The sequence below is a fragment of the Aureibaculum sp. 2308TA14-22 genome, from assembly GCF_040538665.1.
In the GTDB taxonomy this organism is placed as follows: Bacteria; Bacteroidota; Bacteroidia; order Flavobacteriales; family Flavobacteriaceae; genus Aureibaculum.
Genome location: NZ_JBEWXT010000001.1, coordinates 2,713,616 through 2,728,948, shown reverse-complemented (window position 1 = coordinate 2,728,948; position 15,333 = coordinate 2,713,616). Strand labels below are relative to the sequence as shown.

The 15,333-nt window shown below is 33.7% G+C and carries 14 protein-coding genes and 1 tRNA gene; 10 read left to right on the top strand and 5 right to left on the bottom strand.

All coding sequences use genetic code 11. The features are described 5' to 3' along the window. Position 1 precedes the first annotated feature (1 nt). Positions 2-367, bottom strand: coding sequence for a BlaI/MecI/CopY family transcriptional regulator (locus tag U5A88_RS12255; RefSeq protein WP_354206844.1), 366 nt, complete (start codon positions 365-367; stop codon positions 2-4). Between the two features lie 157 nt (positions 368-524). Then, a complete protein-coding gene (locus tag U5A88_RS12250) occupies positions 525-1,373 on the bottom strand; it encodes an AraC family transcriptional regulator (protein WP_354206842.1) in 849 nt (282 codons plus the stop codon). A gap of 131 nt (positions 1,374-1,504) precedes the next feature. Here U5A88_RS12250 and U5A88_RS12245 point away from each other — a divergent pair, with 131 nt between their 5' ends. The 7 genes from U5A88_RS12245 (at position 1,505) to U5A88_RS12215 (ending at position 9,045) form a co-directional block, all read left to right on the top strand. Next, positions 1,505-2,434, top strand: coding sequence for a dihydrodipicolinate synthase family protein (locus U5A88_RS12245; RefSeq protein WP_354206840.1), 930 nt, complete (start codon positions 1,505-1,507; stop codon positions 2,432-2,434). 107 nt (positions 2,435-2,541) lie between these two features. After that, entirely contained in the window at positions 2,542-4,116 is a 1,575-nt protein-coding gene (locus tag U5A88_RS12240) for an aldehyde dehydrogenase (NADP(+)) (protein ID WP_354206838.1), read from the top strand. Positions 4,117-4,129: 13 nt separating this feature from the next. Continuing rightward, positions 4,130-5,866: a DUF885 domain-containing protein gene (locus U5A88_RS12235; RefSeq protein WP_354206836.1), complete on the top strand. Its 1,737-nt coding sequence runs from the start codon at positions 4,130-4,132 to the stop codon at positions 5,864-5,866. Further along, positions 5,859-6,869 carry a 4-hydroxyproline epimerase gene (locus U5A88_RS12230; protein WP_354206835.1) on the top strand — a complete coding sequence of 337 codons (1,011 nt, stop codon included), beginning with the start codon at positions 5,859-5,861 and terminating at the stop codon, positions 6,867-6,869. Before U5A88_RS12235 ends, U5A88_RS12230 begins: the two co-directional genes overlap by 8 nt. 18 nt (positions 6,870-6,887) lie before the next feature. Continuing rightward, positions 6,888-8,144 (top strand): NAD(P)/FAD-dependent oxidoreductase, encoded by a 1,257-nt coding sequence (locus U5A88_RS12225; RefSeq protein ID WP_354206833.1) that lies wholly within the window; start codon positions 6,888-6,890, stop codon positions 8,142-8,144. 236 nt (positions 8,145-8,380) lie between these two features. Next, positions 8,381-8,692 (top strand): hypothetical protein, encoded by a 312-nt coding sequence (locus U5A88_RS12220; RefSeq protein ID WP_354206831.1) that lies wholly within the window; start codon positions 8,381-8,383, stop codon positions 8,690-8,692. 74 nt (positions 8,693-8,766) lie between these two features. Continuing rightward, positions 8,767-9,045, top strand: coding sequence for a hypothetical protein (locus tag U5A88_RS12215; protein ID WP_354206829.1), 279 nt, complete (start codon positions 8,767-8,769; stop codon positions 9,043-9,045). 89 nt (positions 9,046-9,134) lie between these two features. On the opposite strand, the gene U5A88_RS12210 is transcribed toward U5A88_RS12215, so the two are convergent. After that, complete coding sequence (locus U5A88_RS12210; protein ID WP_354206827.1) at positions 9,135-10,238, bottom strand: DUF4407 domain-containing protein; 1,104 nt, start codon at positions 10,236-10,238, stop codon at positions 9,135-9,137. A 151-nt stretch (positions 10,239-10,389) separates the two neighbouring features. Here U5A88_RS12210 and U5A88_RS12205 point away from each other — a divergent pair, with 151 nt between their 5' ends. Then, complete coding sequence (locus tag U5A88_RS12205) at positions 10,390-10,581, top strand: hypothetical protein (RefSeq protein ID WP_354206825.1); 192 nt, start codon at positions 10,390-10,392, stop codon at positions 10,579-10,581. Positions 10,582-10,636: 55 nt separating this feature from the next. On the opposite strand, the gene U5A88_RS12200 is transcribed toward U5A88_RS12205, so the two are convergent. Continuing rightward, positions 10,637-12,973: a S9 family peptidase gene (locus tag U5A88_RS12200; protein ID WP_354206824.1), complete on the bottom strand. Its 2,337-nt coding sequence runs from the start codon at positions 12,971-12,973 to the stop codon at positions 10,637-10,639. 9 nt (positions 12,974-12,982) lie between these two features. Continuing rightward, positions 12,983-14,377, bottom strand: coding sequence for a dipeptidase (locus U5A88_RS12195; protein ID WP_354206822.1), 1,395 nt, complete (start codon positions 14,375-14,377; stop codon positions 12,983-12,985). A gap of 104 nt (positions 14,378-14,481) precedes the next feature. On the opposite strand from U5A88_RS12195, the gene U5A88_RS12190 reads away from it, so the two are divergent. After that, positions 14,482-14,563: transfer RNA gene (locus U5A88_RS12190), tRNA-Leu, on the top strand. Positions 14,564-14,825: 262 nt separating this feature from the next. After that, on the top strand, positions 14,826-15,239 hold the full coding sequence (locus U5A88_RS12185; RefSeq protein WP_354206820.1) for an HYC_CC_PP family protein: 414 nt from the start codon (positions 14,826-14,828) through the stop codon (positions 15,237-15,239). Positions 15,240-15,333: the final 94 nt, after the last annotated feature.

Below are 15,333 nucleotides of genomic sequence, written 5' to 3'. Positions count from 1 at the left end.
ATTATTTTTCTTTAATTTGTTTGTCAATTAGTTTTTTCAAATCTTCTAATTCTTCTTTAGTCAGATTGGTTTCTTCAGTAAAAAATGAAGCAAACTGAGAGGCGGAATCATTAAAAAAGGTTTTAATTAATCCGTTTACGTGTTTAGAGAAGTAGTCTTTCTTCTTTACTATAGGGTAATATTCTCTTGCATTTCCATACAATTTATACGCCACAAAACCTTTGCCTATCATTCGCTTTAGCAAAGTGGCAATTGTTGTGGTCGCAGGTTTTGGCTCGGGATAAATCTCCAACAAGTCTTTCATAAAAGCTTTTTCAAGCTTCCATAAATATTGCATTAATTGTTCTTCGGTTTTTGACAGGGACATTGCTCTACGTTTTTAGAATTAACTCTACAAATGTAGAATAAAAAATTGAATAGACAAACTATTTCGAAATAATTTTGAATTTTATTTCTTAAATTGATTACATAACTTGTCCATTCGAGTGTCCCGAGTAGTTGAGAGAGAACTAAATATATTGAAGTTAAAGGTTAGTTTTCCTTTTATAGTTTGACGGGCTACACTTTTTCACTGTTTTAAATTGCCGATTAAAATTTGAGATATTTTTATACCCAGATTCAAAAGCAATTTCGGAAATGCTGTAATTGTTTTCTGACAATAATAGTTTACTGGCGTGTTCTATTCTCAATTCGGATAAAAATTGAAAATAGGTTTTATTAGTCCGCTTTTTAAAATATTTGCAAAAAGCATTTTTGGTCATATTGGCAATTTCGGCAACGTCTTCAAGGTAAATTTCTCTTCTATAATTACTCATAGTAAAGCCAAAAACATTTCGCATTCTATTTCCTTCATTATCAGAAAATTGTTTTTCGTAAATAAAAGATGACAGACTTTTGTATCGGCAAGTAGCTGCTATTTTTAATAACTCAATTAAAATCAAAAATCTATTTAGCTTGTTGGCCTTCTTTAACTTTAAAAATAATTTTTTTGCCTTTTTTTGTTGTGTTATCATTTTAAAGCCATGTGTTGCTCTCTTAAAAAAAGGCTGTAAAGCTCGCATTTCTTCCAATTCAAAAAAATGATTTCCAAATGAGCTTTTAGTGAAGAAAAGACTCAACATTACCGACTTGTTATTGGTATTTGTATCACTTTTAAAAATATGAGGTAAGTTTCCGCCAATAACTAAAATAGTATTTGGTTTATAATAATTAATGGTATCTCCAACAATTAAGGTACCTTCTCCTTCAAAAATAAGGCTAATTTGAATTTCTTCGTGTTGATGTAATTTATCATAAAAGGAATTACCTATATCCTCTTGATAAACCAGGGCATCATATTCTGGTTTTGGAATTTTAAATGGAAGTACTTTCATTCTTGCATTAATTATTCAAATGTATTATAAATAATTGTAAAATGGATAATATAGTATTATTATTGGATAAAACGAGGCTAGAAAGACTTAATTATTGAATCTAATTTTACACCAAATTAAAAACTAGAAAAATGAATATAACATGGAAAGGTGTAATGCCAGCAGTAACAACACAATTTAACTCAAATGATGAGTTAGATTTAGAAATGTTTAAAGTGAATATTCAAGCACAGTTAGATGCTGGAGTACATGGTATTGTTCTTGGGGGAACACTAGGAGAAGCAAGCACACTATCTGAAGAAGAAGGAAGAATTTTGACCAAAGAAACTGTTACGTATGTTAATGGTAGGGTGCCCGTTTTAATGAATATTGCGGAACAAACTACCAAAGGGGCAATTGCTTTAGCTAAAAATGCTGAAGAAGATGGAGCAAGTGGTTTGATGATGTTACCACCTATGCGATATAAAGCAAGTGATGCAGAAATTGTGCACTATTTTAAAACAGTTGCAGATAGTACATCACTGCCAATTATGATTTATAATAATCCAATAGACTACAAGCTATTGGTAACTTTAGATATGTTTCAAGAACTTTTGGATGTTTGCCCAAATATACAAGCAGTAAAAGAATCTACAAGAGACACAACAAATATTACGAGAATTAAAAATAGATTTGGTAACAGATTAGCAATTATGACTGGTGTTGATACCTTGGCTTTAGAGAGTTTAGTTTTAGGTGCCGATGGTTGGGTTGCAGGTTTAGTAGATGCTTTTCCAGCAGAAACAGTTGCAATTTATGAACTAGTAAAAGCAGGAAGAGTACAAGAGGCAATTACTATTTATAGATGGTTTATGCCTTTATTAGAATTAGATATTCATCCTAAATTAGTACAATACATCAAGATGGCATCAGTACATACTGGTATTGGAAACGAGTATGTAAGGGCTCCAAGATTAATTTTAAAGGGTGAAGAGCGTAAAAGAATAGAAAAAGTTATTACTGATGCGTTAGCTGTAAGACCAACTTTACCTGAATATAAAAATTTATCAGTTCTAGCATAATTATGTAACTTTATACATAATTATTTTAATTAAAATAAAACATTGCCATGCTAAAAAGCGAGGCAATGTTTTGTAATAAATAATACATTTTAATAAAAAATATATTAATGATTACTGGAAAAAACTACATAGGCAACACATTGTCAGCCAAAGGGTCAAAAACGTATAAAACGATTAATCCATTATTGAATACCGAAAATGATTCCGTTTTTACAGAAGCAACATCAGAAGAAATTGATGCAGCAGTTGATTTGGCTACAAAAGCTTTTGGAACTTTCAGAAGTGTATCTGGAGCTAAAAAAGTAGCATTTTTAAATGCCATTGCCGATGAAATTTTAGCGTTAGACAATGAATTGATTCAAACCTATTGTTCTGAAACAGGTTTACCTGAGGGGCGTGCCAAAGGAGAACGGGGCAGAACTGTTGGACAATTACGTTCATTTGCTGAGTTGGTAAAAGAAGGTTCGTGGGTAGAAGCAACTATCGATACTGCTAAACCTAATAGAGAACCAATGCCAAAATCAGATATTAGAAAAATGATGGTTCCGCTTGGGCCTGTAGTGGTTTTTGGAGCGAGTAATTTTCCATTAGCTTATTCTACAGCTGGTGGTGATACGGCAGCAGCTTTGGCCGCTGGTTGTCCTGTTATTGTGAAATCGCACCCAATGCATGCAGGCACGGGTGAGTTGGTGGCTTCGGCAATACTAAATGCAGTTGAAAAAACAGGTATGCCTAATGGTGTGTTTTCAAATTTGAATAGTAGTGGTATTGAAGTAGGTGTGCAGTTGGTAAAACATCCTGGCGTAAAAGCAGTAGGTTTTACAGGAAGTATTAAAGGTGGACGAGCCTTGTTTGATATTGCATCGCAACGTGATGAACCTATTCCTGTTTTTGCCGAAATGGGCAGTGTAAATCCAGTAGTGATGTTACCAAAAGCGTTAAAAAATAGAGCAGAAGCCTTAGCAAAAACCTATGCAAGTTCTGTTACATTGGGTACAGGTCAGTTTTGTACCAATCCAGGATTAATATTTGGAATTAAGAGTCAAGAGCTAACTGACTTTACTAATCAATTATCGCAAGAAATCGTAAAAATTGAACCTTCTGTAATGTTACACCCTAATATTGTTGGTGCTTATGAAAAAAATAAAGAAAGAGCGTTAGCACAATCTGGTCTAAAAGTAACGGCAGATTTTGATTCCGACATAAAACCAAATTATGCAAGACAAGCCATAACTACTGTTGAAGGCAAAACCTTTTTAGAAAACACAACATTGCATCAAGAGGTGTTTGGGCCATTTTCAATGGTAGTGCAATGTGAAGATGCTGAACAATTAGAAACTATAATTTCAAAATTAGAAGGGCAACTGACCGGAACTGTAATTTCTGACAACGATGAGATTAATAATTACGCTGGAGTAGTAGATGCTCTACAAAATAGAGTTGGTAGGATTATCTTTAACGGTGTACCAACTGGTGTTGAGGTTTGTCCGTCAATGAACCACGGAGGGCCATATCCAGCATCAACTGATAGTAGATTTACGGCAGTAGGAATTCATTCGATTAAAAGATGGATAAGGCCTTTTAGTTATCAAGATTGGCCGCAAGAATTATTGCCTGATGAGTTAAAAGATGATAACCCGCTGAATATAACAAGACTTGTTAACGGTAAATTAGAGGTCTAAGAGTTTCCAGAATATGACAAAACTTATAAGTTTATCGCTTTTTTTCTCTTTACTTTTTATTGGTTGTAAAGAAGATAATTCCACTATAAATAATGCATCAGTTCAACTTGACCAAATTATTACTGCATATCAGGAATATAAAGGGTATGATGATAATGAATTTCCACTGGGGCTATTTACAAAGGAACACTATCAAGCTGAAGCTAATTTTGCTAAAGAAAAATTAAAAGTATTAAATAAAATTAAGAGTGAAAATTTATCGGAAACTAAAAAAATATCTTTAAGCCTTTTAAAATTTCAGTTGCAAGAAACTATTGATTTCAATGCTTTTGAGCATTATCTAAATCCATTACTTTCCGATGCTGGGTTTCACGTAAGTTTACCGTATATGGTGCGTCCGTTGAATACCTATGATGATGCAAAGAACTATTTGAAAAAACTCAATGCTCTGCCTGTTTTTGTAGATCAACACCTAGATTTGTTGCAATTAGGTATAGAAAAAGGAATTACACAGCCCAAAGTTATTTTTAAAGGTTATGAATCATCTTACGATACTCATATTACAGATAGTTTTGAAGACAACTTTTTTTATTCGCCTTTTAAGAATTTGCCATCTATGTTGAGTAATCCTCAAAGGGATTCTGTTTTAAACGCTGCAAAAAAAGTGGTAGAAACCAAAGTAATTCCTCAGTTTAAAAGGATAAAAGCCTTTTTTGAAAACGAGTATTTTCCCAAAGCAAGGAAAAGTATCGGTGTATCCGAAATACTTAACGGTAAAGAATTTTATCAAAACAGGATAAATTATTACACCACAAGTATGCAATATACGGCTGATGATATACATCAAATAGGATTGAAAGAAGTAGCCAGAATTAAGGCTGAAATGGAAAAAATTATAGCCGACCTAGACTTTAAAGGTAGCTTTTCCGACTTCTTTAATTTTTTAAGAACAGACGAGCAATTTTACGCAAAAACACCAAAAGAACTGCTAATGATTGCCAGAGATATGGCGAAAAGAGCAGATGCTCAATTGCCGAAATTCTTTAAAACATTACCCAGGAAACCTTATGGTGTTGCACCTGTTCCAGATGCCATTGCCCCCAAATATACTGGCGGAAGATATATAGGTACTTCAAAAAATAGTACAGAACCCGGTTATTATTGGGTAAACACTTACGATTTAAAAAGCAGAACACTTTATACGTTACCTTCATTAACCGTTCATGAAGCTGTTCCTGGGCACCATCTACAAGGGAGTTTGAATAATGAGTTGGGAGATAGTATTCCTCAATTTAGAAAAAATTTATATTTATCAGCCTACGGAGAAGGTTGGGGATTATATTCTGAATTTTTAGCAGATGAAATGGGTATGTACACCACGCCTTATGAAAAATTTGGTCAACTTACTTACGAAATGTGGCGTGCTTGCCGATTGGTTGTTGATACTGGAATACACGCTAAAGGATGGTCTCGTGAGCAAGTGGTTGATTTTATGTCTTCAAATACAGCCTTGTCGCTGCACGAAATCAATACAGAAACAGACAGGTATATCTCATGGCCAGGTCAGGCATTATCCTATAAAATAGGTGAATTAAAAATTAGAGAACTGCGTAATAAAGTAGAAAAAGAGTTGGGCAACAAGTTTGATATTCGCGAATTTCATGAAATAATTTTAGAGCAAGGCACGGTAACCTTGCCTATTTTAGAAGATAGAATTAACGCGTATATAAAGCGTAAGAAAAATGAGTAAGCATATTTTTAAGTGCATTGACGCTCATACTTGCGGTAATCCGGTTCGTGTCATTGCGGAAGGTGGTCCAGATCTCATTGGTACGAATATGAGTGAAAAACGCCAACATTTCCTTAAAGAATATGATTGGATTAGACGTGGATTAATGTTCGAACCTCGCGGTCATGACATGATGAGCGGGAGTATTTTGTTTCTACCACATAATCCAGAAAACGATTTTGCTATTCTGTTTATTGAAACTTCCGGTTGTTTGCCCATGTGTGGTCATGGAACAATTGGTACTATTACCATAGCTATTGAAGAGAAATTGGTGACTCCAAAAGTTCCGGGAAAGATAAAAATGGAAACTCCAGCAGGTTTGGTTGAAATTGAATATCAGCAAACAGGAAACAAAGTAGATTGGGTAAAATTAACCAATGTGAAAAGTTATTTAGCAGCTCAAGATCTAACAATAGATTGTCCAGAATTAGGTGAAATTATTTTTGATGTTTCTTATGGCGGAAATTATTATGCTATTGTAGATCTACAGAAAAACTTTTCTGGAGTTCATGATTTTACAGCTTCAAAAATTATTCAATATTCTCAAGTAGTTCGAAATAGAATTAATGAGAAATACCCAAATATGTTCATTCATCCAGAAAACAACACCATTAGGGATGTAACACATATGTTATGGACAGGAAACCCTATAGATTCAACTTCTTCTGGTAGAAACGCTGTGTTTTATGGCGATAAAGCCATAGATAGAAGTCCTTGCGGAACAGGAACTTCTGCTCGATTAGCACAATTGCATGCAAAAGAAAAGCTACAAGTTGGAGAACCATTTATTCACGAAAGTTTTATTGGTAGTAAATTTATCGGTCGTGTTGAAAAAGAAACTATTTTAGCTAATGGAATCAAAGCGATAGTGCCTAGCATACAAGGATGGGCAAAAGTGTACGGACATAATACTATTTCAATTGATGACGATGATCCTTATGCTTATGGGTTTCAGGTTATATAAACGATAATATTATTTAAATTGAAAAACTGTATCATTATTGGTGGTGGCATTATCGGCTTAAGTGCCGCTTATTATCTTCAAAGAGAAGGTTGCCAAGTAACCGTTATAGATCAAACCAATATGGATGGTGCAAAGGGCGGTGCGTCTTATGTTAATGCAGGATATTTAACACCTAGCCATATAATTACCTTGGCAGCACCTGGAATGATTTCAAAAGGTATTAAATACATGTTCAATAGTACCAGTCCTTTTTATATGAAACCGCGGTTGGATTTTGATTTTATAAAATGGACATGGGCATTCAAAAAATCGGCCACTAAAGTCAAGGTCGATCGTGCCATGACAGTAATACGGGACATCAATCTAATGAGCAGAGAGTTGTACGAAGAGCTTTTAAGTTCAAATGATTTAGGTAGTTTTCAACTCGACAAGAGAGGATTATTAATGCTATATAAAGACAATAGTGTGGGGGAATCCGAAATAAATATCGCGGAAAAAGCTCAGGCTTTAGGGTTAGATTCCAATATTTTGAATGCTGATGAACTGCAAAAAATAGAACCTAACATAAGCTCAGATGTAAAAGGAGCGGTACATTACCTATGCGATTATCATACGAGTCCAGTTCAGGTAATGAAAAACCTAAAAACTCATTTAAAAAATAGTGGTGTAGTATTTAAAAAGAAAGAAACCGTAATTGACTTTTCTTTAAAAAGCAATAAAATTAGTAAGGTAAAAACCGATAAAGGAAGCTATAAAGCAGATGAAATTATTTTGGCATCTGGCTCTTGGAGTGGTAAATTGGCTAAAAAATTAAAATTAAATTTACCAATGGAAGGAGGCAAAGGTTACCGTATTGATGTAGAAGAAGAAACAGGAATTCAATATCCTGCCATTCTAATGGAGAAGAAAGTGGCCATTACGCCCATGGTAGGCTTTACCCGATTTGCAGGTACTATGGAACTGTCGGGAATCAATCACAATATAAACAAAGCACGCGTCCATACAATTGCAAGCGGAGCGAAACAATATTATAAAAACCTAAAAATTCCCGCACATAATATAGAAAGTGCAAAGTGTGGTTTACGTCCTGTTTCTCCAGATGGTTTACCTTATATAGGTAGAGCAAATTTGTATAAAAATTTGACCATTGCCGCTGGTCATGCTATGATGGGGTGGAGCTTGGGCCCTGCAACAGGTAAATTGGTTTCAGAAATTATTACCGATAAAAAAACTTCTATGGATATTAATTCTTTTAATCCTCAAAGGAAATTCTAAAAATCACACGTTTATCTTTTTCTTTTAAAGAATCTTTAGATTTCCTTTAGATTCATTCATTATGTTTATAAAATATTCGAGGTAGGAGTTCGTTTATATCTACATAAGAGATTTATTTTTTATTGATTATTAACCACTTAGGTGTTTTTAATAAAAAAAAGTTGGCTAATTAAGGGGAATTCTTACTTGATAATTGTTTTAAATATGAAAGCAATTAATTAATAAAATTGGAAATTATGTTTAAAGTTGGAGAAATAGTAGTTTGTGTAAATGCAAGAAGAAGATGGTATAGATTAGGTGGTTTAGAAAAAAACCAAATGTATACAGTTACCGGCTTTAACCCTTATGATGGCGGATTGATATTAAAAGAAGTAAAAAGTCCAAGAAGTGGTTATAACGCTTTTGCGGCCAATAGATTTAGAAAAGTAGATTATGCTTTTGCTACTAACATTTTAGAAGAAATGCAATCTCAACAACAACCAATACCTCAACCTGAAGTTGAGCCAGAATTACAACCTCAAAAATTTGAACTTTCTTCATTAAATTAATTATTTAGTATTAATTTAATTTTACCAATTAAAATAAAATTATTATCTTTCCATCGGGAAAAATTAAATAACTTATGTTTAAAATTGGTGAAATAGTTGTTTGTGTCGATGCTAGACGCAGATGGTATAAATTAGGGAATCTTAAAGAAAATGAAATGTACACCATTGTAGGGTTTAATCCTTATGACGATGGTTTAATTTTAAAGGAAACTAAATCTATTAGAAGCGGTTACAATGCCTATGCCAGAGATAGATTCAGAAAAGTAGATTATAATTTTGCTGAGCGAGTTCTAAATAAGCTTCAGGAAGAATATCAACAATCAAAACAGCCTTCTCATAAAACTAAAAGCTAAAGATAGTTTCTAAGTTTTTTGTTTAAATATTACAGGTACTCACAAGTTATCATTTGATAATTTACCCTTTTAAGGATTACTTTTCGTTGTTATCCGATAATATCGCTTTGCTTTTTATAAAATTTATCAGACTGTAGCTTTAACAAGTCTTTTGCTTTTTGTCTTTTGTAATTATAGATTTCCTCATCTTCGGCCACATCGTAATATACTTTTTCGTTTAATGTAGTATCAGTAGATAATAGGGAAGCCCTTTGGTTTTTTTGTTGTGCAACCCAAACACTTAGGGCATCTTCTTGTTCTTCATATTTTAGGTCATAAGCTCCTTTAGGGGCCATTACCTTTGCTAATACCGGAGCGGTTTCTATGGCAACGAACAGTAGAAAAATAAAAAACGAAGGAAACCATGCCAATTCGCCTAAAGCATTAATACGAGCCATTAACCCGTCAAATCCATCAATAATAGGTTGGCTTGTGCTAACTTGAAGGTCTTTTTTATTCCTTAATTGAGCTATAGTGGCTTCTTTTTCAGAAATTATTACGGCGTTATTTTCTTTAGTTTGTTGCAATTCTTGCAATAAGGCATCATGCTTCTCTCTTTTTTCTTTATAAACAGGACCTTTACCAAGTTTCATAGTTCCAGAAGTCCCTTCAGCTTCAGTAATATAGGTATCGTATAAATCATTTACTTCTTTTTCCTTATTGTCAACCTCGCCTTTTAAGGAATTAATCTCAGATTGTATTCTGCTAATTTCAGGCGTATATTGTTCTGCTATTTGATTTTGGTTTTGAAGTGTTAGTTCATTTTTTTGTTCTAATAATACTTGATTTATTTCTTTTTCAAATATTTTCATCTCTAAAGGTTTAGAGATAACTACGGCAATAATTATTGCTAAAATTATCCTTGGAGATGCTTGTAAAAGTTCTTGCCAAAAATTGTCACGCTTTTTAATTGTAGAAACAATAAAGCGGTCTAAGTTAAAAATAAGCAATCCCCAAACTAAGCCAAAAGCAATGGCGATATAAACATTATCAAAGACTGTATATAAAGCATAAGACCCTGCAATAAAAGCCATAACGGCGGTAAAAAAAACTGTTCCGCCAATGCCAGCATATTTTATTTGTTCAGATTTTGGGCTTTCGTTTAATAAGTCTGGATCTGCACCAGAACACATCCAAAAGAAGTTTTTTAGCATAATAAAGGGGTTAAATTGTTTAAACGATTTTAAAAAGGTAGCTATTGTTTAACATACTGATAATTATATGTTAAAATTTAAAGCATTAGTAGTAGATGGTAGGAGTTTGTTACATTAGGTTGTTCTATAATAAACTAAAAAACCTAAAATTATGGCAACGACTATAGAAATGAAAACTAAAAAAAGTAAATTCAACATGCATTTAACAAATCAATATAAAAGAATGATTTCAAATAAAAAGGAAAAAAGACAAGACAAAACATGGCCTTTGGATTTCAACCAATTTGTATCCAAAGAAAAAGTTTGTCCAGAATCTTGGGCGGTACTTTCTATGAACCATTAAAATCATTTATAATAAAACAACAAAGCCGATAAATTAATTTATCGGCTTTGTTGTTTTATTCACTGAAAGAAAACTCTTTAGGTGGTTCAGCATGTTTCAGATGCCTTACAAAATAGTCCCATCTTCTTCTGGTCATATAGTCCGTCATATCACCATAACCATGTCTTTTATTTGGGAACAAAATCATATCAAAATCTTTATTGGCTTTTATAAGTGCCTCAACAACTAATAATGTATTTGATGGTGGAACATTATCGTCCATTGTACCGTGCGTTATTAATAGTTTTCCTTTAAGGTTTTTTGCAAATAATTGATTTGCTTGGCTGTCATAATTAGTTGTGCCGTCGGCTTTACCTTCAATATTGCCCTCAACAAGTAATCCGTGCCATTTTTCGCCCCAATCGGCTTCATAATTTCTATTATCATGATTTCCAGCACCCGAAACGGCTACATCATAAAATTCAGGATATCTAAATAGAGCTCCAGTAGAGGCAAATCCACCACCAGAATGACCCCAAATACCGACGCGTTCTAAATCCATACCTTTATATCTTTCTGCCAACTGTTTAATGGTAGTTATGTTATCAGGTATGCCATTATCTCCCATATTTCCGTAATAAAAATCATGAAAAGATTTGGATCTAGCTGGTGTACCCATAGCATCAACGCTTACTACCACAAAACCCAATTCGGCCACTGCCTGATAATCTCTTCTTGCTGCTCTAAACGAATAATTACCTACACTTCCAGATTGCGGACCTGGATAAATATAATTTAATATAGGGTATGATTTATTTTCATCATAATGACTTGGTAAATACATTATACCATATAAATCTGTCTCATTGTCACGGGCTTTGGTCGTAAACTCAATAGGCTGTTGCCACCCGCTTTCTTTTAGTTTTAAAATATCAGCCGTTTCTAAGTCTAATATTTTTTCTCCATTTCTATTTTTTAGTATAGAAATTGGAGGATTTGTTGTTGTTGAATAAGTGTCAACAAAGTAGTCAAAATCAGTTGATGCTGATATGCTGTGATGTCCTTTATCCGAAGTCAGATTGACCATATTATTTCCGTCAAAACCAATTTTGTATAAATACTGATGGTAAGGGTTTCCTTCTTCTTTGCCACCAGCTGTAAATATTAATTCACGATTTTTTTCGTCAATATTCAACACTTGTAAAACAGCCCAATCACCTTTAGTTATTTGATTTTTAAGATTTCCCTCAATGTCATAAAGGTACATATGTCCCCAATTGTCTCTTTCAGAAAACCAAAGGACTTCATTACTGTCAAATAAAACATGCCAATTAATTTTTCTAACTCCTGATTCAAAGTAGGTGTCAACCTCTTCCGTTAATATCGATGAAATCTTACCGGTTTGGGCATCTGCTATCTGCAAATGTGCAATTTTATGATCTCGTGAAGAAGATACAAAGGCTAATTTTGTAGCATCCTTATTCCATTGAACATCTAAAAATTCGCCATTTCTTCCAGCGACATGATCGGTAATAGTTGAGCGTTGATAGTCGGGTTCTTTTTGTAGTTTGATCAATTTTGGAGCATTAGCAACATTTATAATGACCCGCTCCAACTTGAAAACTTTTTCATCTCCAGGTAACGGGTGTTTCCATGCCTCTAATTTTGGATGCCCAACGTTTGTTGAAGTAAGGTACATTTCTCCAACATCTCTAGCGTCTTGTCTAAATGTTGCTAACTTAGCTGAATTTGGTGACCAAGTTAAAACAGGTCTATTGCTTTTTTTCCAGCCAGCATTGTCTGTTGCATAACCATAATCTTCTACACCATCAAAAGTAAGTTGGGTTTGTTTACCAGTATTTATATTTCTAACCCAAAGATTAAAATTATCAATATAAGCAGCCAAATTGCCATCAGGCGATAGAATTTCATCTTTACTTATAGCTTTTTTATTTTCTGTTTTTTGACAAGAATAATCTTCCAAATTACATTGGTAATGCTCGTTTTTTACTTTAAAAGAAATGGCTTTGTTATTGTTTTTAAATTCAAAACTTGAAAAAGGTAATTTATATGTTTTAACTTCTTCATTCATTAATTTTGAAAGGCTTGAGGCTAATTTTTCATGGTCAAAAGCTATTTTCTTTTCTTTTTTTAACGCATCAACAATGTAGAACTTTTTACCTTGGTCAGTAGTTTTTGAATAAATGAATGTATTTTCATCTAACCAATTATTAGAAGCGATGGTATTGGTTACAAATTTATCCATAGTATCACCTAAATGCTTTGCAGCATTGGCATAATCTTGTTTGGTTAATTGTTCCTTATCATTTGATGCCACCTCAGTTGTACATGAAAGAAATAAAGATGAACAGATAACTAAAAATAATAAGACTTTGATTGTTGATTTTATCATGATTGTAAGTTAATTATTAGTTTTTAATGCTGTAAAATATTTGTAGAATAAAGGAATGGTTTCAATGCCCTTTAGATAATTAAAAACACCAAAATGCTCGTTAGGTGAGTGAATTGCGTCACTATCCAATCCAAATCCCATTAAAATGGTTTTGCTTTTAAGTTCTTGTTCAAATAGGGCAACAATAGGAATACTGCCACCGCTACGTTGTGGAATAGGAGGGACACCAAAACTGTCCTCATAAGCTTTTGCAGCGGCTTTATAGCCAATATTATCTATTGGTGTTACATAACCTTGTCCACCATGATGAGGTTTTACTTCAACATGAACGCCTTCTGGTGCTATACTTTCAAAGTGTTTTTTGAATAATTCAGTAATCTCTGTCCAGTCTTGGTGAGGAACTAAACGCATGGAAATTTTTGCAAATGCTTTACTAGCAATGACGGTTTTAGCACCTTCGCCAGTATAACCGCCCCAAATACCATTTACATCTAAAGTAGGTCTAATAGAATTTCTTTCGTTAGTGGTGTAACCTTTTTCGCCATAAACGGCATTAATATTTATAGATTTTTTATAATCCTCTAAGGAAAAAGGAGCTTTAGCCATTTCTGCACGCTCTTCGGCGGATAGTTCTTTCACTTTGTCATAAAATCCGGGAATGGTTATGTGGTTGTTTTCGTCATGCAACGAAGCAATCATTTTTGCAAGGATATTGATAGGGTTGGCCACCGCACCGCCATAAAGACCAGAGTGTAAATCTCTGTTAGGTCCTGTAACTTCAACTTCAACATAACTTAAACCACGTAAACCGGTAGTAATCGAAGGTTGCGTATTGCTAATCATACCCGTATCAGAAATTAGTATAACGTCATTTGCTAATTTCTCTTGGTTTTGTTTTACAAACCATGCTAAGCTTTCAGAACCAACTTCCTCTTCACCTTCAATCATAAACTTTACATTACAAGGCAAATTGTCATTCTGAGTCATGTATTCTAATGCCTTAACATGCATATAAAATTGCCCTTTGTCATCACATGCTCCTCTCGCAAAAATAGCTCCATCGGGATGAATTTCAGTTTTTTTAATAACGGGCTCAAATGGTGGCGATGTCCAGAGGTCTAATGGGTCTGGAGGTTGTACATCATAATGACCATAAACCAAAACGGTTGGTAAGCTTTTGTCGATTATTTTCTCGCCATATACAATGGGATACCCTGGGGTTTTACAAATTTCAACATGGTTGCAACCCGCATTTTCCAGAGCTGTTTTTGTAGCTTCGGACATGTCAATTACATCTTGGCTAAAAGCCGAATCTGCACTGATCGATGGAATCTTTAAAATTTCTACGAGTTCATTTATAAATCGTTCTTTGTGCTGTTGCACATAAGCTTTTAAGTTGTCCATATTTAGTTTAAGTTTTAATGCTCTCAAAAGTAATAAAAATATAAATGAACGGTATTGCTTTTTCTAAAGATTGATTATATTTGCAGCCCAATTCATAAATTTATGCGGGCGTGGTGGAATTGGTAGACACGCTAGACTTAGGATCTAGTGCCGCGAGGTGTGAGAGTTCGAGTCTCTCCGCCCGCACTTTTTCAACTACAAATTTGTAGTCATAAAACCTCTCAATTTTGGGAGGTTTTTTTGTTTGGGTACAATATAGGTACAACATTTTTCCATTTTTAAGGAGTTAATTTTAAATAATGATAAATACTATTCATTTGGTTCTATACTGGGTTAGATTCTCAAACAAATCATTTATGTTCAAATCGTATCAGCCATTGATATAACTCCCAGTTTTAACAAATTTTTTAATAAAATAACTGTTGATTTTCGTAACTTTGTGTCACAAATGAAACAAATATTCCATAAAATAATGTCTTTAGCAATGGCTTTCGTAGTGTTATTTTCTACGTTGTCATTTACTGTAAATATGCATTATTGTGGAGATACTTTAGTGGAAACGGCTATTTTCCATAAAGCCGAAGGTTGCGGAATGGAAATGGAAAAACCTTCTACTGATGGATGTTCTATTACCAAGAAAAATTGTTGCGATGATAAACAATTAGCAATTGAAGGTCAAGACGAACTACAATTACAAGTTGACAAGATTTCATTTGAACAACAGGTATTCATTGCTTCATTTGTTTACACATATATTAACCTTTTTGAAGGTTTAGAAAATAATGTATCTTCTTACGAAGAATACAAACCGCCACTCGTCGTCAGGCAAATCTTCAAGCTAGACGAGACGTATTTAATTTGATTTTTAAACAATAGACTTTTTTATCCTATGACTGCAATGTCGTAAGGATAATTTGTTGCCTGCCTGTCGGCAGACAGGTACTCGGTGTTGTCAA